Source organism: Nocardioides deserti, assembly GCF_014266025.1.
Taxonomy (GTDB): Bacteria; Actinomycetota; Actinomycetes; order Propionibacteriales; family Nocardioidaceae; genus Nocardioides; species Nocardioides deserti.
In genome coordinates, this window is the sequence record NZ_JACMYC010000011.1 from 36,234 (window position 1) to 53,165 (window position 16,932).

General features: G+C 73.9%; 21 protein-coding genes. 13 read left to right on the forward strand and 8 right to left on the reverse strand.

All coding sequences use genetic code 11. From position 1 onward, the window contains the following. The first annotated feature begins 15 nt into the window (after positions 1-15). Positions 16-612, forward strand: a complete 597-nt coding sequence (locus H7344_RS16000; RefSeq protein ID WP_186347005.1) for an RNA polymerase sigma factor — start codon at positions 16-18, stop codon at positions 610-612. Beyond that, positions 613-1,662 (forward strand): hypothetical protein, encoded by a 1,050-nt coding sequence (locus H7344_RS16005; RefSeq protein WP_186347006.1) that lies wholly within the window; start codon positions 613-615, stop codon positions 1,660-1,662. Between the two features lie 75 nt (positions 1,663-1,737). On the opposite strand, the gene H7344_RS16010 is transcribed toward H7344_RS16005, so the two are convergent. Continuing rightward, positions 1,738-2,169 carry an Hsp20/alpha crystallin family protein gene (locus tag H7344_RS16010; protein WP_186347007.1) on the reverse strand — a complete coding sequence of 144 codons (432 nt, stop codon included), beginning with the start codon at positions 2,167-2,169 and terminating at the stop codon, positions 1,738-1,740. Positions 2,170-2,292: 123 nt separating this feature from the next. On the opposite strand from H7344_RS16010, the gene H7344_RS16015 reads away from it, so the two are divergent. Further along, complete coding sequence (locus H7344_RS16015; RefSeq protein ID WP_186347008.1) at positions 2,293-2,634, forward strand: MerR family transcriptional regulator; 342 nt, start codon at positions 2,293-2,295, stop codon at positions 2,632-2,634. 7 nt (positions 2,635-2,641) lie between these two features. Next, positions 2,642-3,094: a thioredoxin family protein gene (locus H7344_RS16020; protein ID WP_186347009.1), complete on the forward strand. Its 453-nt coding sequence runs from the start codon at positions 2,642-2,644 to the stop codon at positions 3,092-3,094. Here H7344_RS16020 and H7344_RS16025 read toward each other — a convergent pair. Then, positions 3,091-3,702, reverse strand: a complete 612-nt coding sequence (locus H7344_RS16025) for a carboxymuconolactone decarboxylase family protein (RefSeq protein ID WP_222130759.1) — start codon at positions 3,700-3,702, stop codon at positions 3,091-3,093. The two genes, H7344_RS16020 and H7344_RS16025, sit on opposite strands and share 4 nt — an antisense overlap. A 13-nt stretch (positions 3,703-3,715) precedes the next feature. After that, entirely contained in the window at positions 3,716-5,173 is a 1,458-nt protein-coding gene (locus H7344_RS16030; RefSeq protein ID WP_229707222.1) for an MFS transporter, read from the reverse strand. A gap of 120 nt (positions 5,174-5,293) precedes the next feature. Here H7344_RS16030 and H7344_RS16035 point away from each other — a divergent pair, with 120 nt between their 5' ends. Beyond that, positions 5,294-5,878 (forward strand): antibiotic biosynthesis monooxygenase, encoded by a 585-nt coding sequence (locus H7344_RS16035; protein ID WP_186347010.1) that lies wholly within the window; start codon positions 5,294-5,296, stop codon positions 5,876-5,878. 23 nt (positions 5,879-5,901) lie between these two features. On the opposite strand, the gene H7344_RS16040 is transcribed toward H7344_RS16035, so the two are convergent. After that, positions 5,902-6,516 (reverse strand): hypothetical protein, encoded by a 615-nt coding sequence (locus H7344_RS16040; RefSeq protein ID WP_186347011.1) that lies wholly within the window; start codon positions 6,514-6,516, stop codon positions 5,902-5,904. A 33-nt stretch (positions 6,517-6,549) separates the two neighbouring features. Between H7344_RS16040 and H7344_RS16045 the strand changes: the two genes are divergently transcribed. From H7344_RS16045 to H7344_RS16060, 4 genes are read left to right on the forward strand one after another with little or no spacing between them, the layout of a single operon-like run. Beyond that, on the forward strand, positions 6,550-7,449 hold the full coding sequence (locus H7344_RS16045) for a phosphoribosylaminoimidazolesuccinocarboxamide synthase (protein WP_186347012.1): 900 nt from the start codon (positions 6,550-6,552) through the stop codon (positions 7,447-7,449). 7 nt (positions 7,450-7,456) lie between these two features. Continuing rightward, positions 7,457-7,888, forward strand: a complete 432-nt coding sequence (locus tag H7344_RS16050) for an SRPBCC family protein (RefSeq protein ID WP_186347013.1) — start codon at positions 7,457-7,459, stop codon at positions 7,886-7,888. 46 nt (positions 7,889-7,934) lie between these two features. After that, positions 7,935-9,500, forward strand: a complete 1,566-nt coding sequence (locus tag H7344_RS16055; protein ID WP_186347014.1) for a long-chain-fatty-acid--CoA ligase — start codon at positions 7,935-7,937, stop codon at positions 9,498-9,500. A gap of 46 nt (positions 9,501-9,546) precedes the next feature. Continuing rightward, positions 9,547-9,696, forward strand: a complete 150-nt coding sequence (locus H7344_RS16060; protein WP_186347015.1) for a hypothetical protein — start codon at positions 9,547-9,549, stop codon at positions 9,694-9,696. 23 nt (positions 9,697-9,719) lie between these two features. Here H7344_RS16060 and H7344_RS16065 read toward each other — a convergent pair whose 3' ends face one another. Both H7344_RS16065 and H7344_RS21265 read right to left on the reverse strand, forming a co-directional pair. Then, a complete protein-coding gene (locus H7344_RS16065) occupies positions 9,720-10,406 on the reverse strand; it encodes a response regulator (RefSeq protein WP_229707223.1) in 687 nt (228 codons plus the stop codon). Next, a complete protein-coding gene (locus tag H7344_RS21265; RefSeq protein WP_186347016.1) occupies positions 10,403-12,358 on the reverse strand; it encodes a sensor histidine kinase in 1,956 nt (651 codons plus the stop codon). Before H7344_RS21265 ends, H7344_RS16065 begins: the two co-directional genes overlap by 4 nt. 133 nt (positions 12,359-12,491) lie before the next feature. Here H7344_RS21265 and H7344_RS16075 point away from each other — a divergent pair, with 133 nt between their 5' ends. Further along, the gene (locus H7344_RS16075) at positions 12,492-13,181 is read left to right on the forward strand and encodes a hypothetical protein (protein WP_186347017.1); all 690 of its coding nucleotides are present in this window, start codon (positions 12,492-12,494) and stop codon (positions 13,179-13,181) included. A gap of 103 nt (positions 13,182-13,284) precedes the next feature. Here H7344_RS16075 and H7344_RS16080 read toward each other — a convergent pair whose 3' ends face one another. Further along, the gene (locus H7344_RS16080) at positions 13,285-13,803 is read right to left on the reverse strand and encodes a general stress protein (protein ID WP_186347018.1); all 519 of its coding nucleotides are present in this window, start codon (positions 13,801-13,803) and stop codon (positions 13,285-13,287) included. 36 nt (positions 13,804-13,839) lie between these two features. On the opposite strand from H7344_RS16080, the gene purS reads away from it, so the two are divergent. Genes purS through H7344_RS16095 form a run of 3 tightly spaced genes read left to right on the forward strand, consistent with a single transcriptional unit; the run spans position 13,840 to position 15,214 of the window. Next, on the forward strand, positions 13,840-14,091 hold the full coding sequence (gene purS / locus H7344_RS16085) for a phosphoribosylformylglycinamidine synthase subunit PurS (RefSeq protein ID WP_186347019.1): 252 nt from the start codon (positions 13,840-13,842) through the stop codon (positions 14,089-14,091). Next, positions 14,088-14,762 (forward strand): phosphoribosylformylglycinamidine synthase subunit PurQ, encoded by a 675-nt coding sequence (gene purQ, locus H7344_RS16090; protein ID WP_186347020.1) that lies wholly within the window; start codon positions 14,088-14,090, stop codon positions 14,760-14,762. Before purS ends, purQ begins: the two co-directional genes overlap by 4 nt. Beyond that, positions 14,759-15,214 (forward strand): DUF3817 domain-containing protein, encoded by a 456-nt coding sequence (locus tag H7344_RS16095; protein ID WP_186347021.1) that lies wholly within the window; start codon positions 14,759-14,761, stop codon positions 15,212-15,214. Before purQ ends, H7344_RS16095 begins: the two co-directional genes overlap by 4 nt. Before the next feature lie 155 nt (positions 15,215-15,369). Here H7344_RS16095 and H7344_RS16100 read toward each other — a convergent pair whose 3' ends face one another. Next, the gene (locus H7344_RS16100; RefSeq protein ID WP_186347022.1) at positions 15,370-16,776 is read right to left on the reverse strand and encodes a glycoside hydrolase domain-containing protein; all 1,407 of its coding nucleotides are present in this window, start codon (positions 16,774-16,776) and stop codon (positions 15,370-15,372) included. Positions 16,777-16,932: the final 156 nt, after the last annotated feature.

The window sequence follows — 16,932 nt, forward strand, 5'->3', positions numbered from 1 at the left end:
GGACATGAGCGAGGCATGAGCCCGGGCAGTGGTGCGCACGAGGACGCCTTCCGGCGGCTGTACGCCGCGCACTTCGACGCCGTTCTCGGCTTCGCGCTGCGCCGGGTCGACCGCCCCGAGGACGCCGCCGATGTCGCCGCCGACACGTTCCTGGTCGCGTGGCGACGGCTCGCGCACGTGCCGGCCGAGCCGGAGGCGCGGCCGTGGCTGTACGGCGTGGCCCGCCGCGTCCTGGCCAACCACCGGCGGGGCGATGGGCGCCGCAGCGCCCTGGGCGACCGGCTGCGCCGCGAGCTGGCGACCGTGGCGCCCGACCCCAGCACGGACGTCGTCCAGCGCGCGGACGTCACCGCGGCCATGGGCCGGTTGAGCGGCCGCGACCAGGAGGTCCTCGAGCTGCACCTGTGGGAGGGGCTCGAGCCACGGGAGATCGCGGAGGTGCTCGGCCTCACCACGGTCGTCGTGCGACCGCGGCTGTCGCGGGCGCGGGCCCGCCTGCGGGCGCTGCTACCCGAGGGGCCCGAGCCGGACGGTTCGGAGCCGCCGCGCAACGGTCCGGCCCCGGCCGGACATCTCCCCAGCACACCCCAGCTCACCCGGGAGGAGCGGTAGATGGACCCGAAGATCAGCGACGACGCGGTCGGCCGGCTGCCGATCGCGTCCGGGCGGGCCGAGCTCTTGGAGGAGATCATGAGCACTCCCGTCACCGACCGCACGACCGCGCCCGACACCGCGGCCGCGCCGCGCCGCCGCACCGTCTGGCTGGTGCCGCTCGCCGCGGCCGCCGCCGTCGCGGTGGTCGCCACCGGGCCGCTGTGGTGGCCCTCCGGAGGCGAGCCGGCCTCCGCGCCCGGCGGACCGGCGGCGCAGTCCGGGGCCGAGGCCGCGGCCGACGCCCCGACGTACCGCGCCGTCCTGGACACGCCCGGCTGGCGCGTCACCCACGTCTACGAGGAGTCGGGCGGCAACGGCGGCGAGATCTCCTACCGGCGCGGGCAGACCTCCCTCGAGGTCCACTGGAGGCCGGGTTCGCTCTACGACGACTACGTCGAGGACCGCCGCGACATCGTCGACCCGCCCGCGGACGGCGAGCCGGTGGAGGTCCTCGGCCTCACCGCCCAGCTCTGGCCCTACAGCGCCGACGACCACACCGTCATCCGGCCGGTGGAGGACGGGTTCCTGCTCGAGGTCCGCGGCAGTGGGATGCCGCGCAGCGCGTTCGAGGACCTGCTCGGCGAGCTGCGGCTCGTCGACGAGGCCGGGTTCGAGCAGGCGCTCCCCGACGAATTCGTGACGGCGAGCGAGCGCGACGCGGTGGTCGAGGAGATGCTCGACGGCATTGCCGCGGCCAGTGGCCAGGAGCGCACGCAGGGCGAGGAGCAGCCGCCGATCACCTCCGACCAGGCCGACCGCTACCACCTCGGAGCGGAGGTCGCCGGGCAGGTCGCCTGCGCGTGGATCGAGGAGTTCCGCGCAGCCAACCAGGCCGGTGACCAGCAGCGCGCGCAGGAGGCCACGGACGTGCTGGCCAGCTCCCGGCAGTGGCCCGTGCTGCTGGACATGGATGCCCGCGGCGACTATCCCGAGGCTGTCTGGGACTACGCCGACCAGGTCGCCCGGGGCGAGGTCCCCGAGGGGTTCCGGGGCGGCCTCGGCTGCTGACCGACCCGCGGGACGCACGAGGGCCCGGACACCGAGTGGTGTCCGGGCCCTCGTCGTCGGCGCTGGAGCCGGCGATCAGCTCTCGATCGCGGCCGGCTGCGCCTCGGGGGAGGCGGAGCCGATCTCGATCTTGCGCGGCTTGGCCTTCTCGGCGACGGGGACGACCAGCCGCAGGACGCCGGCGTCGTACGACGCCTCGATGCGGTCGAGGTCGAGGTTGTCGCCGAGCACGAGCTGGCGGCTGAACGAGCCGCGGGTGCGCTCGGTGGCCAGCATCTGCCAGTCGCCGTTGTTGGGCATCCGCTCGGCGCGGACGGTCAGCACGTTCCGCTCGACGTCGAGGTCGATGCTCTCGCGGGCGACGCCCGGGAGGTCGAACTCGATGACGAACCGGTCGCCCTCCCGCCATGCGTCCATCGGCATGACGGCCGGGCGGTTGGTCGTCCCCAGCAGCTGCTGGGTCAGGCGGTCGAAGTCGCGGAACGGGTCGGTGGTGCGCAGCAACATGGGGTGTCCTCCTCGATCGTTCTCGTGGTGACGGCGCTGCGTCTGCGTGAGCCGCGTGGCCGTCGTACCTGTATCAACGGTTACAGGTTTGTTGTATTCCATCTTTCCGTCAGAATCAAGCCCGTGAGTCCGGACCGCGAGCACGAGCGAGGCGTCTTCGCCATCTCCGTGGCGGCGGAGATGGTCTCGATGCAGATCCAGAACCTCCGCGTCTACGAGCGGCGCGGGCTCGTCGACCCCGACCGCACCGCCGGCGGCACGCGCCTCTACAGCCGCGCCGACATCGAGCGGCTGCACCGCATCCGCGACCTGCTCGCCGACGGGCTCAACCTCGCGGGGATCGGGCGGGTCCTCGCGCTGGAGGAGGAGGTACGCCGTCTCCGCGCGGCCAACGCCCGGCTGCGGGCGCGCGGGGGTCCGACGGGGCGACCGGCGCCGGAACAACGGCGCCCCGGCCACGGTTGACCCGACCATGACCACCGGACTGTGGGTGCTGATCGGCGCCGTCGTGCTCGCGCTCGCCGTGGGCGGGTGGCGGACGGTGGCCGACGGCCGGTTCGCGAGGAGGGGACGGGTGCGTGAGGACACGACGGGCGGCGCCGCGCAGTCCTCGGTGTGGACCGAGGTCGCGGCGGCGTTGCCCGACGTCGCACCGGGCGAGCGGGCCACGCTCCTGCAGTTCTCGACCGCCTTCTGCGCGCCCTGCCGCGTGACCCGCCGGACCCTGGGCGAGGTGGCCGACCTGGTGCCGGGCGTGGCCCACGTCGAGGTCGACGCCGAGCACCACCTCGAGCTGGTCCGCCGGCTCGGCGTGCTGCGCACCCCGACCACGCTGGTGCTCGACGCCGAGGGCCGCGAGGTCGCCCGGGCGGCGGGGGCCCCGCGCAAGGAGCAGGTGCTCGGCGCGCTCGGCGAGGCCGTCTAGGAGCGCTCGGCCGGCTCGTCGGGCTCGATCGGCCGGCCCCAGGTGATCGCGGCGACCACGCCGGGCGGGGCCGAGGCCCGCAGGCCGGCGTCCGGGCGGGCTCCCAGGGCGTCGTTGACGCTGGAGAAGGCGAGCCGCGCGGCGACGTACACCGTGGCGGCGACGACCTCGGCGTCGCTGAGCCCGACGGCGCGGAGCCGGTCGACGTCCTGCGCGGTCGTGCCGCTCGGGTCGCGGGCGACCGCGCGGGCCCAGGCGGCGAGCGCCTGCTCGCGGTCGTCGAGCCCCTCGTCGCTGCCGGCCAGCACGGCGACCGCCGTCGCCTCGCCGACCTCGGCGGCCAGCCGGCCGCCCCAGGCCAGCGAGCAGTAGGCGTCGCCCATCGTGCTGGCGAGCGCGGTCACGAGCACTCCGCGGTCGCGCACCGAGAGGCCGGCGGCGTCGGCGGCGGAGGTGACGAGGGCGACGTACGCCCGGTGGACGTCGGGTTGGTGTGCCCAGACGCGGGTGAGGTTCATGACGAAGCCGTGCTCGGAGCGGTCGGCGTCGAGCATGGCGGCGACCGACGGGTGCGGGTCGGGGTCGCGGAGGAACGTCTCGGAGGCCATGACCCATGAGACCTCATTCGTGCCGCTGCGACCAGACCGCCGCCGCGAGGGCTGCGCACAGCACGACCAGCGACGCGACCAGCGCGGCCCGCAGTGCGCCGCCGCCGGTGAACGGACCCATCGCCACGCCGTACGTCGTCATCAGCAGCGCCGCGCCGAGCGAGGAGCCGATCCGCTGCCCGGTCTGGAGGGCGGCGCCGGCGGCGCCCCCCATCCGGGGCGGGACCTCCGCGAGGGTGAGCGTGAAGTTCGGCGAGATGACGCCGCCGCCGCCGACGCCGGCGAGGAACAGGCACGGCACGAGCGCCATCCAGATGTCGCCGCCGTCGTGCATCGGCGCGAGCCACGCCGTCAGCGCGGTGCCCGTCATCATCGTCACCAGCGCGACGACGGTCAGCGAGCGGCCGAACCGCGACACCAGGCGGCCCGAGATCGGCGCGGTGATCGCGGCGCCGACCGCGAACGGGGTCACGAGCAGTCCCGCCTGCAGCGGGGTCAGGTCGAGCTCGACCTGCAGGTGGACCGACAGCACGAGGAAGACGCCGGTGAACCCGGTGAAGTAGAGCGTGCCGATCGCCATGCCGGTGCTGTAGCCGGGCAGGCTGCGCAGCAGCGACACGTCGAGCAGCGGCGGCCGGCCCTGGCGCCGGAGCCGGGCCTCCCACCGGACGAAGCCCCAGCCGAGGACCGGGGCGCCGACGAGCAGCACCAGGGGGCGCAGCGCGCCGCTCTCCAGGCTCACGAGCGGGAAGAGCACGCACAGCACGGCGCCGCCGAGCAGCAGCGCGCCGGGCACGTCGATCCACGTGCCCGTGTCGTCGTCGCGTCGGTCGGGGCCCGGGACGATCACCGCGATCGCGACCAGGGCGGCCAGCCCGATGGGGACGTTGACGAGGAACAGCCAGCGCCACCCCTCCTCCTCGCCGGCGAGCGCGATGATCGCGCCGCCCAGCACCGGCCCGAGGGCCGAGGAGAGGGACACCGTGAAGCCGAAGGCGCCGAAGGCGCGGCCGCGCTCGGGGCCGCGGAAGAGCTGCTGGATGAGGCCGGAGTTCTGCGGCGTGAGCAGGCCCGCGGTCGCGCCCTGCGCCAGGCGGGCGGCGATGACGGTCTCGACGTTCGGCGCGAACCCGACCGCGGCGCTGGAGACGATGAACCCGGTCAGCCCGATCAGCATCAGCCGCCGTCGCCCGTAGGCGTCACCGAGGCGCCCGCCCGCGACGAGGGTCAGGCCGAACGCCAGCGCGTAGCCCGACACCACCCACTGGACCGTCCCGGTGGAGGTGTCCAGTCCCTCCTGCATCGAAGGGATCGCGACGTTGACGATCGTGACGTCGAGCAGCGACATGAACCCGACGACGAGGGTGACGCCGAGGATCTTCCAGCGCCGCGGGTCGGGGGTGTGCGTCGCCTCCGACCGGTCGGCCGACTCCTCCGACACCTCGCGGGTGTGGATCCCCTCCTCGCTCACCGGGTCCCGTTGCCCCGTCCGGGTCCGGCTCAGTCACGCGTCGGACACACGTCCGCGCAGCGGTCGCAGCCGGCGGTCGGCGGTTTGGTGCAACGCCGCGCCGCCGTCGACCATGCGCCCATGAGCCAGCCCGTCACCGTCTCGATCACCCGCACGCTCGACCCCGGCCACGACGCGGAGATGCTCAGCTGGTTGCAGGCCGGCACGACCCTGGCCCAGCAGTTCCCCGGCTTCCTCGGCGCGGGCTGGGTCCGGCCGGAGGCTGGGTCGGACACCTGGCACATGCTCTACCGGTTCGCCGACGACACCTCGCTCCAGGCGTGGGAGCACTCGCCCCAGCGGCAGTGGTGGCGCTCCGCGGCCGCCGGGCTCGGCGTGGTCGAGTCGCGGGTCGAGCGGCGCACAGGGATCGAGGGCTGGTTCGACGACCCCGCGGCCCGCGACGTCGAGGACCTCCGCGCGGTCGCGGCCGCCCCGCCGCGGTGGAAGCAGGCGTCGGTGATCTTCCTCGTCTTCTACCCGCTCAGCGTCCTGGTCAACTGGCTCGCCACCCCGGTCCTCGGCGACGTCTGGCTGCCGCTGCGCGTGCTCGTCGTCGTGCTGGTCATGACGCCGGTCATGACGTACGCCGCCCTCCCGTGGATGACCCGCCGCATGGAGTGGTGGCTCCACGGCCGCCCCGCCCCCTGGCGCACCGCTCGTTGACCGGCGCGCCGAGGCCGGGCAGGTCAGGCGCGGGCGGTGCCGCCCCAGTTGGCGAGCTTGGTGGCGACGGTGTGGAGGTCGGCGCGCCAGACGTCCTCGGGGCCGGGCGGGAGGATGTCGTCCCACTCCACGGCGTACGACCCGAGCACGTCGGCGAGCCCGGCGGTGCGGGCGTGGAACCACAGGTGGAAGTGGGAGCCGCCGTCGCCCCAGCGGTTGACGTGGACGCGGCCGATGTTGTCGAGGCTGCCGACGATGCGCACGAGCCGGCTGGTGATCCGGCCGAGCTCGGAGGCGTGCTCGTCGTCGAGGTCGCCCGCGTCGAGGTGCTCGCGGGTGTGCAGCAGGAGCACGAGCGGCAGGCCGGACGGCGCACCGGGGTGGGTGAGCACCCACCTCTCGTCCTCCCAGACGACGCGCTCGGGGTCGAAGCCGGCGCACGACGAGCACGGGCGGGACGGGTCCTCGCCCTCGCGGAGCGGCTCGGGCGCGGGCCGGCGCAGCGGGCGCGGGGCGACGCGGCCGTCGCGGACCTCCCAGGGGAAGACGTCCCACTCGCCCGAGGGCGGCATGGGGAGGCGCCCGTCGGGGGCGTGCTGCAGGACGCGGGCGTGGACCTCGGCTGCGGACTCGGCCATGGCCCCACTGTGCCACCGCACTAGCCTGACCGCGTGGCCGACCTCGGAGCGATCCCCGCAGCCCCGCCGATCGAGGGGGCGACGCACCTGCACTCGGGCAAGGTGCGCGACCTCTACGAGCTGACCGAGGGCCCGTACGCCGGCGCGCTGCTCATGGTCGCGAGCGACCGGATCTCGGCGTACGACTTCATCCTCGACGCCACGATCCCCGACAAGGGCGAGATCCTCACCCGGATGTCGCTGTGGTGGTTCGGCCAGCTCGAGGACATCGTCCCCCACCACGTGCTCTCCACCGACGTGCCGGCGGCGGTCCGCGGCCGGGCGGTGGTCTGCGAGAAGCTGTCGATGTTCCCGGTCGAGTGCGTGGCTCGCGGCTACCTCACCGGCTCGGGCCTCAGCGACTACCGCGCGACCGGCGAGGTGTGCGGCAACCCGCTCCCCGAGGGGCTGGTGGACGGGTCGAGGCTGCCGGAGCCGATCTTCACGCCGGCGACGAAGGCGGACTTCGGCGAGCACGACGAGAACGTCGACCTCGACGCCGTCGCGGCCGTCGTCGGCCCCGGCGGTGCCGCCCGGCTGCGCGACCTGACCCTCGAGGTCTACGCCCGCGCCGAGTCGGTCGCGCGCGAGCAGGGGATCATCCTGGCCGACACCAAGCTGGAGTTCGGCGACCGCGCAGACGGCACGACGGTCCTCGGCGACGAGGTGCTGACGCCGGACTCGTCGCGGTTCTGGCCGCTCGCGGAGTGGCAGCCCGGCCGCACCCAGCCGTCGTACGACAAGCAGGTCGTCCGCAACTGGCTGACCTCGCCGGAGTCCGGCTGGGACCGGTCGTCGGGGGAGGCGCCGCCGCCGCTGCCGGCCGAGGTGGTCGAGCGGACGCGGGCGCGGTACGTCGAGGCGTACGAGCGGCTCACCGGCGAGCGCTGGTGAGCAGGTCGTGAGCAGGTCGGTCCACTTCCCGGTGCCGCCGGAGGTGGTCTGCGACTACCTCGCCGACCCGGCCAACCGGGCGGAGTGGCAGTCGAGCCTGGCCCGCGTCGAGGACGTCGTGGGGGAGGTGGGCGTCGGCCAGACCTGGACCGACGTCACCGTGCCCGGCCTGCGCCCGCGGATGCGCACGACCGCGCTGGTGCGTCCGCAGCGGTGGGCCGAGACCGGCACCTGGGGCGCCTTCGAGGCCGACCTGGCGCTCGAGCTGGCGCCCGCGCCGGGCGGCGGCTGCGTGGTCACGGTGCGGATGGAGCTCCGCGGGCGCGGCCCCGCCGGCCTGCTCGCCCGCGCCCTCGGCGTGGTGTCCCCGGCGGCGGTCCGGTCCGACCTGCGCCGGGCGGCCCGGATCCTCGGGGAGCGGCACCCCACCGGCTCGTGACGGCTGGGTAGGTTGGCCTCCCCGACCGTCGTGATGGAGGCCACCTGTGTCGTCGTACAACCTCTCGTCCCTGCTCGAGAACAGCGCCCGGCAGTACCCCGACCGCGACGCGGTCGTCCTCGGTGACACCCGGTTGAGCTACGCCGCGGTCGACTCGTTCGCGAACATGGTCGCCAACCTGCTCGTCTCCCGCGGGATCAAGCCCGGCGACAAGGTGGCGCTGAGCTGCCCGAACCTGCCGTACTTCTCCGTCGTCTACTACGGCATCCTCAAGGCCGGCGCGACCGTCGTCCCGCTGAACGTCCTGCTCAAGGGCCGCGAGATCGCCTACCACCTCGGCGACAGCGACGCGAAGGCCTACTTCTGCTTCCAGGGGACCCCCGAGCTGCCGATGGCGACCGAGGGGTACGCCGGTTTCAACGAGGCCGAGGGCTGCGAGCACTTCTTCGTCATCACCGCCGATCTCGGCGCGGACAGCCCGATCGAGGGCACCGAGACGATGGCGCAGGCGATGGGCGGCCAGCCCGGTGAGTTCACGTCGGTGGAGACCGACGAGGACGACACCGCCGTCATCCTCTACACCTCCGGCACCACCGGCCAGCCCAAGGGCGCCGAGCTGCGGCACCGCAACATGCGCGACAACGCGCTGCTGGGCGAGTCGCTCTTCGGCGCCGACGCGAGCAACCCCGACACCTACCTGTGCGTGCTGCCGCTGTTCCACTCCTTCGGCCAGACCGTGATCCAGAACGGCGCGTTCGCCTACGGCGGCACGGTCGTGATGCTGCCGCGGTTCGAGGCCGGGCCGGCGCTGCAGCTGATGCTGAAGGAGAAGGTCACCTTCTTCGCCGGCGTCCCGACGATGTACTGGGGCCTGCTCGGCGCGCTCGAGGAGGGCGTCGACGTCGCCTCGATCGCGGCGAACCTCCGCGTGGCGGCCGCCGGCGGGTCGGCGCTGCCGGTCGAGGTGCACAAGGACTTCGAGAAGCGGTTCGGCGTCACGATCCTCGAGGGCTACGGCCTCTCGGAGACGTCCCCCGTTGCGTCGTTCTCCCCGCTCGGCCAGCCGCCGCGGGTCGGCTCGATCGGCCTGCCGGTGCCCGGCGTGGAGATGAAGCTGCTCAAGCCCGAGTCGTGGGACGAGATCGACGAGCCCGGCCCGGACGCGGTCGGCGAGATCGCGATCAAGGGCCACGTGGTGATGAAGGGCTACTACGACCGCCCCGACGCGACCGCCGAGGCGATCCAGGACGGGTGGTTCCGCTCCGGCGACCTGGCCCGCAAGGACGAGGACGGCTGGTACTACATCGTCGACCGGTCCAAGGACATGATCATCCGCGGCGGCTTCAACGTGTACCCGCGCGAGATCGAGGAGGTCCTGATGACCCACGAGGCGGTCTCGCTCGCGGCGGTCATCGGGGTGCCCCACGAGAGCCACGGCGAGGAGATCAAGGCGTTCGTCATCCTGAACGACGGCGCCTCGACCACCCCCGAGCAGCTGGTCGAGTGGTCCAAGGAGCAGCTCGCGGCGTACAAGTACCCGCGCATCGTCGAGGTCGTCGACACCGTCCCGATGACCGCGACCGGCAAGATCCTCAAGCGCGAGCTCTCGTGACCCGATTGCTCCGCGCCGCCGGGAGCCGGGGCCAGGAGGTCCGGCGGTGAGGGCGCTGCTGATGATCGTGGCCGGCTTCCTGATCATCTCCGGGGGCCTGTGGTGGCTCGACGGGGGATCGGGGGTCCTCGGTCCGATCATCGCCGGGCTCGGCGTCGCGCTGGTGATCGTCGTCGTGCAGAACACCCGGGCCTAGCTCACCGGCTCCGTTCTCCGGGGCTAGCTCCCAGGGCCACCGCCCAGGCCCGCGTCGCGCGCCAGCGCCACCATCTCGGCGCGCGACCGGGCGTGGAGCTTGCCGAGCACGTCGCTGACCCGGTTGCGCACGGTCTTGTCCGACAGGAACAACCGCCGCGCGATCGAGGCGTTGTCCAGCCCCTGCGCGATCAGCTCGAGCACCTCGTGCTCGCGCGGGGTGAGCTGCGGGAACGCCGAGACCGTCGGCCGCGCCCCGGAGAAGTACGCCAGCACCCGGCCGGCGACGCCCGACCCGAAGACCGCCTCGCCCCGCGCCGCACCGACGATCGCGCGCTCGATGTCGTCGACCTCGGCCTCCTTCAGCAGGTAGCCCCGCGCCCCCGCCCGCAGCGCCGCGAACACCGAGTCGTCGTCGGAGTCCATCGTGAGCACGACGACCGCGACCTCCGGGTGCTCGACCCGGATCCGCGCGGTCGCCTCGAGCCCGCCGACGCCCGGCATCCGCAGGTCCATCAGCACGACGTCGGGCACGTGCTCCGCGGCCAGCGCGACCGCTCCCTCGCCGTCGCCCGCCTGGGCGACCACCTCGACCCCGGGCAGGTCGTCGAGCGCGGTGACCATGCCGGCGCGGAAGACCGGGTGGTCGTCGACGACGAGGACCCGGACCGTCCCCTCGTCGCGGGTGCCGGTGCTGCTCGTGCTGCTCACAGGACCTCCAGGGGCAGGGTGGCGCGGACGGTCGTGCCGCCGCCGGGTGTGGGAAGCAGCTCCAGCCGGCCGCCGACCTCGGCGGCCCGCTCGCGCATGCTGACGGTGCCGACGCCCGCCCGCGTCCGGGCCGGCAGCCCGACGCCGTCGTCGACGACCTCGACCACCAGGTTCCCGTCGGCGACGTGCGCCCGCAGCCGGACCTCCGCGGCGACCGCGTGGCGCAGCGCGTTGCTGAGCGCCTCGGAGGCGATCGCGTACGCCGCCACCTCGACCGCGGCGTGCGGCGCACCGAGGTCGCCGACCTCGGCGGTGCAGCGCGGGACGTCCTCGTGGCCGACGACGAGGTCGCGCAGCGCACCGGCCAGCCCGCGCTGGTCGAGCACGGGCGGGCGCAGCCCGTGGACGAGCGCCCGCAGCTCGGTGACCGTGCCGCGGAGGCCGTCGCGCAGCCGGCTCACCCGCTCGGCCAGCGCCGGCTGGTCCTCGCGGGCGAGCCGCTTGGCCAGCGACTCCAGCTGCAGTGCGGTCCCCGCGAGGTTGGGGGCCACGCCGTCGTGGAGGTCCGCGCGCAGCCGGCGCCGTTCCTCCTCGCGCGCGGCGACGATCCGGCCCCGCGACCGGGCCACGTCCGCGACCAGCCCGGCGGCGTACGCCAGGGTGCCGGCGCGGGCGGCGACCTCCTCGACCGCGGCCTCCTGCTCGGCGGACCAGCGCTCGCCGGGGCTGCGGAGCCCGACGTGCAGCTCGCCGACCCGGGCGCCGAGCGCGGTGCAGGCGACGACCCGGCTGCCGTGGACCGGCGTGCCCGAGGCGACCGAGACCTCGTCGTTGGTGAACGCCACCGAGGGCAGCCGCAGCGCGTCCCGCAGCCCGTCGACCAGCCGCTGCAGGGCGTCGACCGGCTCCGACGCGGCGGCGACGTGGCGGCCGACGCGGGAGACCACGGCGTACGGGTTGTGCCGGTGGCCGAAGAGCCGCCGGTCGACCACCTCCTGCACCCGGTCGCGGCCGGCGGCGGCCCCCAGCGCCGACAGCGCGACGAGCACGACGCTCCACGCGGAGTCCGGGGCGACGGCCTGCACGCCGTAGACGACGAGCAGGTAGACCGCGACCACGGCGCCGGTGAGCAGGCCGAAGACGAGCGTGCGGTTGAGGGTCAGCTCCACGTCGAAGAGGCGGTGCCGCAGCATGGCGACGCCGATCGCGAGCGGGAGGGCGGAGAGCCCGACGACGCCGTTCCACGAGTCGAGCGACCCCGCCGGCAGCAGCACGGCCGCCACCAGGAGGAGGCCGCCGAGGAGCAGCCACTGCAGCTGGGTGCGCTCCACGTCGCGCGCGCGACGCATCCGCACGGCGAGGGAGACGACCGCCAGCGGGATGCCGACGAGGAACAGCATCGACGCACCGGTCTGGGTGACGTACCGCAGCCACACCGCCTGCTCGATGCCCAGCGGGTTCATCAGCCCCGGGACGATGTCGGCGTCGACCGCGGAGAACATCCGCGCCACCGTCGTCACGGTCGCGACCGCCGCGACGCCCAGCACCACCGGCCGCCAGCGCGGGCTCGGCGGGCGGCCGTCGGGAAAGACGTGCGGAAGCAGCGGCAGCGTGAAGAAGTACGGCGCGAAGCCCCAGATCGCCACCCACGCGGCGAACCCGCCCAGCACCCCGGCCCCCGCGACGTGCCCGGCGTACACCGACAGCACCTGGTAGGGACCTATCAGCGCCGGCACCAGCAGCAGCCAGCCGACCGGGTTGCGCGGGCGGGCGTGGACCACGAGGGCGCCGACGACCGGCCAGACCGTGCCGAGCGTGAGGTCACCGGCAGCCCCGGCCTGCGTGCCGGCGTCCCAGTGCGCCTGGAGGGGCCGGACCAGCGCGCAGCAGGCCACCCCCACCAACGCCGCGGCGGCGGCGAGGACGCGCAGCACGCGGTCGGGGACGCTCACGGCGCTCATGCTGCCCGAACCGGCGTCCCCGGATCAGGAGGTCGGTGTCCCTCGTGCCCGGGACGTCGGGCGGGCCACCGTCGTCCCCGTCGCCGGTCGACCGTGACCGGCCCGCACCGTCCCGGAGGACACCATGACCACCACCGCCCCGCTCGCCGGCTCCACCGACCGCGTCGCCGGTCCCGGCCGCGCCCGCTGGCCGCTGGCCGCGACCGCCGCCGGCGCCCTCGGCTTCGTCGCCACGCTCGTCCTCGACGGCCGCAACGACGTGCCGGCCGAGGTCCGGTTCACCGACGGATTCTTCGACGGCCTCGACCCGGTGGTCTACCGGCTCTCGCTGGTGCTGGGGTACGCCGCCGTCGTCATGCTCCTGCTGCTCGCCGCCCAGTGGCGACGGCGGGTCGAGCCACGCGTGCCCGCCTCGACGGCCGCCCCGCTGGTGACCTTCGGGCTGGTCTCGGCCGCGGCCGGGCTCACCTACGGCTACGGCTGGAAGGGGGCGCTCGGGCTCTACCTGCCCGACGGCGCCGAGGGCGGCGCGTTCGACGACGCCGGCCTGACGACGTACTTCATGCTCAACGACTTCGGCTCCTGGATCGGCTGGCTCGGCGTCGTCGTCGCGGCCGCCGGCATCGCCTGGATGGGCCTGCGCGAGCGGACCGTCTCGCGCTGGATCGGCGTCGTCAGCGTGCTGCCCGTCCTGCAGACCACCGCGATGGTGCTCGGCCTCGGCGTCCCCGGCGTCCCGGCGCTGCTCGCCCCGCTCTACCTGGTCGTGCTCGGCCTCGGGCTGACCTTCGGGCGGAGCGTCGTCACCCGCTGAGCCGGCCACATATCGGGGGAATCCTGCACATATCGGGGGAGATCTGCCCCGATATGTGCAGGGGTCACCGGTTAACCGGTGACCCCTGCAGCCCCGGGACCCCTCACGCGAACGGGTCCGGCCGGCCGCCGGGCAGCTCGGCGAGCAGCTCGCGGGCCCGGGCGGCGACCTTGTGCTCGACGAGCACCTCGTAGCGGGTGGCGACGATCTGGGTCACCGAGGAGAAGTCGCGACGACCGCGGGTGGCGGCGTAGCCGGCCAGCGCCCAGATCACGCCGAACAGCGCACCGAACAGCACCGTCGAGAGCAGGATCGCCAGCAGGCCCTCGGTGGTGAACAGGCTGAACAGCAGCCCGACGAACAGGCCGAGCCACGCGCCGGACAGCACGCCGCCGAGCGCGACCTTGCCGGTGGTGAGCCGGCCGGTGATCCGCTCGATCCGCTTGAGGTCGGTGCCGACGATCATGCACTGCTCGACGGGGAACTCGCGGTCGGACAGGAAGTCGACGGCCTTCTGAGCGGCCGCGTAGTCGTCGTACACGGCCAGCGATTGCGGGAACTCCAGGCCCAGGGGGGAGCGGCCGGCGCCGGGACCGCCCGGCGTACCAGTGGGAATGCTCATGTCCGGACCGGTGCCCGCCGCGCCTAGACTGGACACATGCCTCGAGTCGTCGTCGACGTCATGCCCAAGCCCGAGATCCTCGACCCGCAGGGCAAGGCGGTCCTCGGGGCCCTGCCCCGGCTCGGGTTCAGCGGGGTGACCGACGTCCGCCAGGGCAAGCGGTTCGAGCTCGAGGTCGAGGGCGAGGTCACCGACGCGGTGCTCGCCGACGTGAACCGGATGGCCGAGACGCTGCTGTCCAACCCCGTCATCGAGAGCTACACCGTCCGGGTGGAGCAGGACGCATGAAGGTCGGCGTCGTCACCTTCCCCGGCTCGCTCGACGACGTCGACGCGCAGCGCGCGGTCCGGCTCGGCGGCCACGAGGCCGTCGCGCTCTGGCACGGCGACCACGACCTGAGGGGCGTGGACGCCGTCGTGCTGCCGGGCGGGTTCTCCTACGGCGACTACCTGCGCTGCGGCGCCATCTCGCGCTTCTCACCGGTCATGACCGAGGTCGTCGAGGCCGCCGGCCGCGGCATGCCCGTGCTCGGCATCTGCAACGGCTTCCAGATCCTCTGCGAGTCCCACCTGCTGCCGGGTGCGCTCATCCGCAACCAGCGCCAGAAGTTCCTCTGCCTCGACCAGCGACTGCGCATCGAGCGCACCGACACCCCCTGGACGGCGGCCTACGCCGAGGGGCAGGAGGTCGTCATCGCGCTGAAGAACGGCGAGGGGGCGTTCGTCGCCGACGACGAGACCCTCGACCGGCTCGAGGGGGAGGGGCAGGTCGTCGCCCGCTACCTCGGCGAGAACCCCAACGGCTCGCTGCGCGACATCGCCGGCATCTCCAACGAGCGCGGCAACGTCGTCGGCCTCATGCCCCACCCCGAGCACTCCGTCGAGGAGCTCTGCGGCACCGGCACCGACGGGCTCGGCTTCTTCGCCCTGGCCACCCTGGCCGCCGAGGTGTTCGCGTGATCGCCTCCCCGCACCGGCTCTTCCGCACCGTCGCCACCGCCGAGGCCATCACCTGGGCCGGGCTGTTGGCGGGGATGTTCCTCAAGTACGTCACCGACACCACCGAGGCCGGCGTCACGATCTTCGGCCCGATCCACGGCGCGGTCTTTCTCGCCTACTGCGTGACCACCGTCGTCGTCGCCGTCGACCAGCGCTGGTCCGCCGGCCGCCTCGTCGCCGGCCTGGCCTCGTCGGTGCCGCCGTTCCTCACCCTGTGGTTCGAGCGGTACGCCGCCAAGCAGGGCCTGCTCGCCGACTCCTGGCGCCTGCGCGCGGACGCCGCGGGCCGCTCCGGCCTCGAGCGGCCGGTCGGCTGGCTGGTCCGCAACCCCGCCCGCGGGCTCGCCGCCGCCGTCGTCGCCGTGCTCGCCCTCTTCGGCATCGCGCTCCTCGCCGGCCCGCCCGTCGGCTGACGCGCTTGCATCTGGCCGGCCCGGGCGAAGATTCGTCGGGGCCCCGTCGAAACTGACGGTCCCCCGATGAAATTTCATCGGGGGACCGAGAGGTTCAGCGGGGCCCCGATGAACCTGGCGACCCGGCCGGCTCGAGGACCGGAGCGGCCCCGACCTCAGCGGATCCCGTTGCGGAGCGCCGCCCAGGACTCGGGGTTGACGACGCCGGAGACGGGCAGGTCGACCTTCTTCTGCCAGGCGCGGACAGCCGCGTCGGTGCGGGCGTCGAAGACGCCGGTGACGACGACCTTCGCCTTCGGGCTTGCGGCGTTGAGGGCGCGCTGGACGCGACGCACCTCGCCACCGGCGGAGCCGCGCTTGAGGACCGGCGAGGAACCGGCGGCGTGCAGGGTCATCCAGTTCGCCTTGCTCCACCGGTCGCGCACCGGCGCGCCGGTGGCGGACTGCCACGCGCGGATGCTCGAGAGCAGGCGGGCGTTGAGCTTGCCGTTGACCGCGCCGGCGTACCGCCCCTTGTCCTTCAGCAGGCACTGCAGCGCCTTGACCTGGCGGGGGTCGGAGGGCTTCTGGTTGCCGGTGGCGGGGCGCAGCGCGGCGTAGACCGGCCAGTTCACGCGGACGCCGCCGCACATCGCGACCTCGCGGGGCGCGATCGAGCCGCGGCCGACGTCGAGGAAGTTGCTGTCGATGTTGATCTTCACGCCGCCCCACGTCTCGTCGTGGCCGCCGCGGTACTGCTTGACGCGGCCGCCGGGGCGCCAGCCGTCGTCACGGATGTAGGAGGTGGAGGTGTTGGCGACGCCGTCCCAGCGCGCGATCCAGATCGTGTCGGGCAGCGTGTAGGTGCCGGGCCGGCTGACCCGCGCGTCGTCGAGCGCCTTGATGCCCGAGCCGGCGCTGGAGTAGACGCCGGAGACCCACCCGAGCTCGTGCAGCTTCTCGGTCCACGCGCCGACGAACGCCAGCGCGGACTCGCGGCAGTGGGTGTTGCTGTTGTCGTAGCCCTCGAGGTCGTAGAAGAGCGTGCTGCCCTGCGCGATGCCGAGCGCGGTGGCCGCGGCGACCGCCTTCTCGGCCTCGGCGAGGCCCTGCTGCCGGGCCTGGAAGTACCGGCCGTTGCCGCCGGGCTTGGGGTTGATCTTCACGTCGTCGTCGTAGCGGGGGAACCGCGGCTGGCACGACGCCTGCGGGCCGAGGGTGATCGGCAGGAGCCGCCAGCCCTTCCTCAGCTGCTTGGTCACCCAGGTCGGCGTGAGGTTCGGCTGGTTGCGGCACGCGCGGGAGTCGCCGGAGATGTAGATGCCGACGGCGAGGAACGGCGAGTGCTTGAGCCAGCGGTTCATCTTCCACTGCTCGGGAGTCAGGCACTGGTCGAAGCCGTAGCCGGTGAAGTCGCCCGGCGTGACCGGGTTGGTGCTCTTCTTCGCCACCGGTGACGTCGTTGCGGCGGAGGTCGCCGTGGCGGAGGTCGAGGTGGGCTGGTCGGCGCCCGCGGCCTGCGGGCCGAGCAGGAGCGCTCCGGCGAGCAGGGCGGACAGGACGGCAGGGGTACGGCGGCGCATCGGTCGTCACTCCAGGGCTGGGGGAAGGCGATTCACCATAACCACACCAGTCACACCGGTCACAGACGTTCGCGAGAACTACAGACCTGTAGTTCTCGCTCGGTTCTCGTCGGGCGGGGACGTGGTCGGGAGCACCGCCCGGCGCCGGTAGATTGG

Coding starts and splice junctions, on each gene's coding strand:
- H7344_RS16040 (WP_186347011.1), bottom strand. CDS start 6,516: ATGGCCGAGTCCGCAGCCGAGGTCCACGCCCGCGTCCTGCAGCACGCC.
- H7344_RS16075 (WP_186347017.1), top strand. CDS start 12,492: ATGACCACCACCGCCCCGCTCGCCGGCTCCACCGACCGCGTCGCCGGT.
- purQ (WP_186347020.1), top strand. CDS start 14,088: ATGAAGGTCGGCGTCGTCACCTTCCCCGGCTCGCTCGACGACGTCGAC.
- H7344_RS16080 (WP_186347018.1), bottom strand. CDS start 13,803: ATGAGCATTCCCACTGGTACGCCGGGCGGTCCCGGCGCCGGCCGCTCC.
- H7344_RS16010 (WP_186347007.1), bottom strand. CDS start 2,169: ATGTTGCTGCGCACCACCGACCCGTTCCGCGACTTCGACCGCCTGACC.
- H7344_RS16020 (WP_186347009.1), top strand. CDS start 2,642: ATGACCACCGGACTGTGGGTGCTGATCGGCGCCGTCGTGCTCGCGCTC.
- H7344_RS16025 (WP_222130759.1), bottom strand. CDS start 3,702: ATGGCCTCCGAGACGTTCCTCCGCGACCCCGACCCGCACCCGTCGGTC.
- H7344_RS16005 (WP_186347006.1), top strand. CDS start 613: ATGGACCCGAAGATCAGCGACGACGCGGTCGGCCGGCTGCCGATCGCG.
- H7344_RS16000 (WP_186347005.1), top strand. CDS start 16: ATGAGCCCGGGCAGTGGTGCGCACGAGGACGCCTTCCGGCGGCTGTAC.
- purS (WP_186347019.1), top strand. CDS start 13,840: ATGCCTCGAGTCGTCGTCGACGTCATGCCCAAGCCCGAGATCCTCGAC.
- H7344_RS16100 (WP_186347022.1), bottom strand. CDS start 16,776: ATGCGCCGCCGTACCCCTGCCGTCCTGTCCGCCCTGCTCGCCGGAGCG.
- H7344_RS16035 (WP_186347010.1), top strand. CDS start 5,294: ATGAGCCAGCCCGTCACCGTCTCGATCACCCGCACGCTCGACCCCGGC.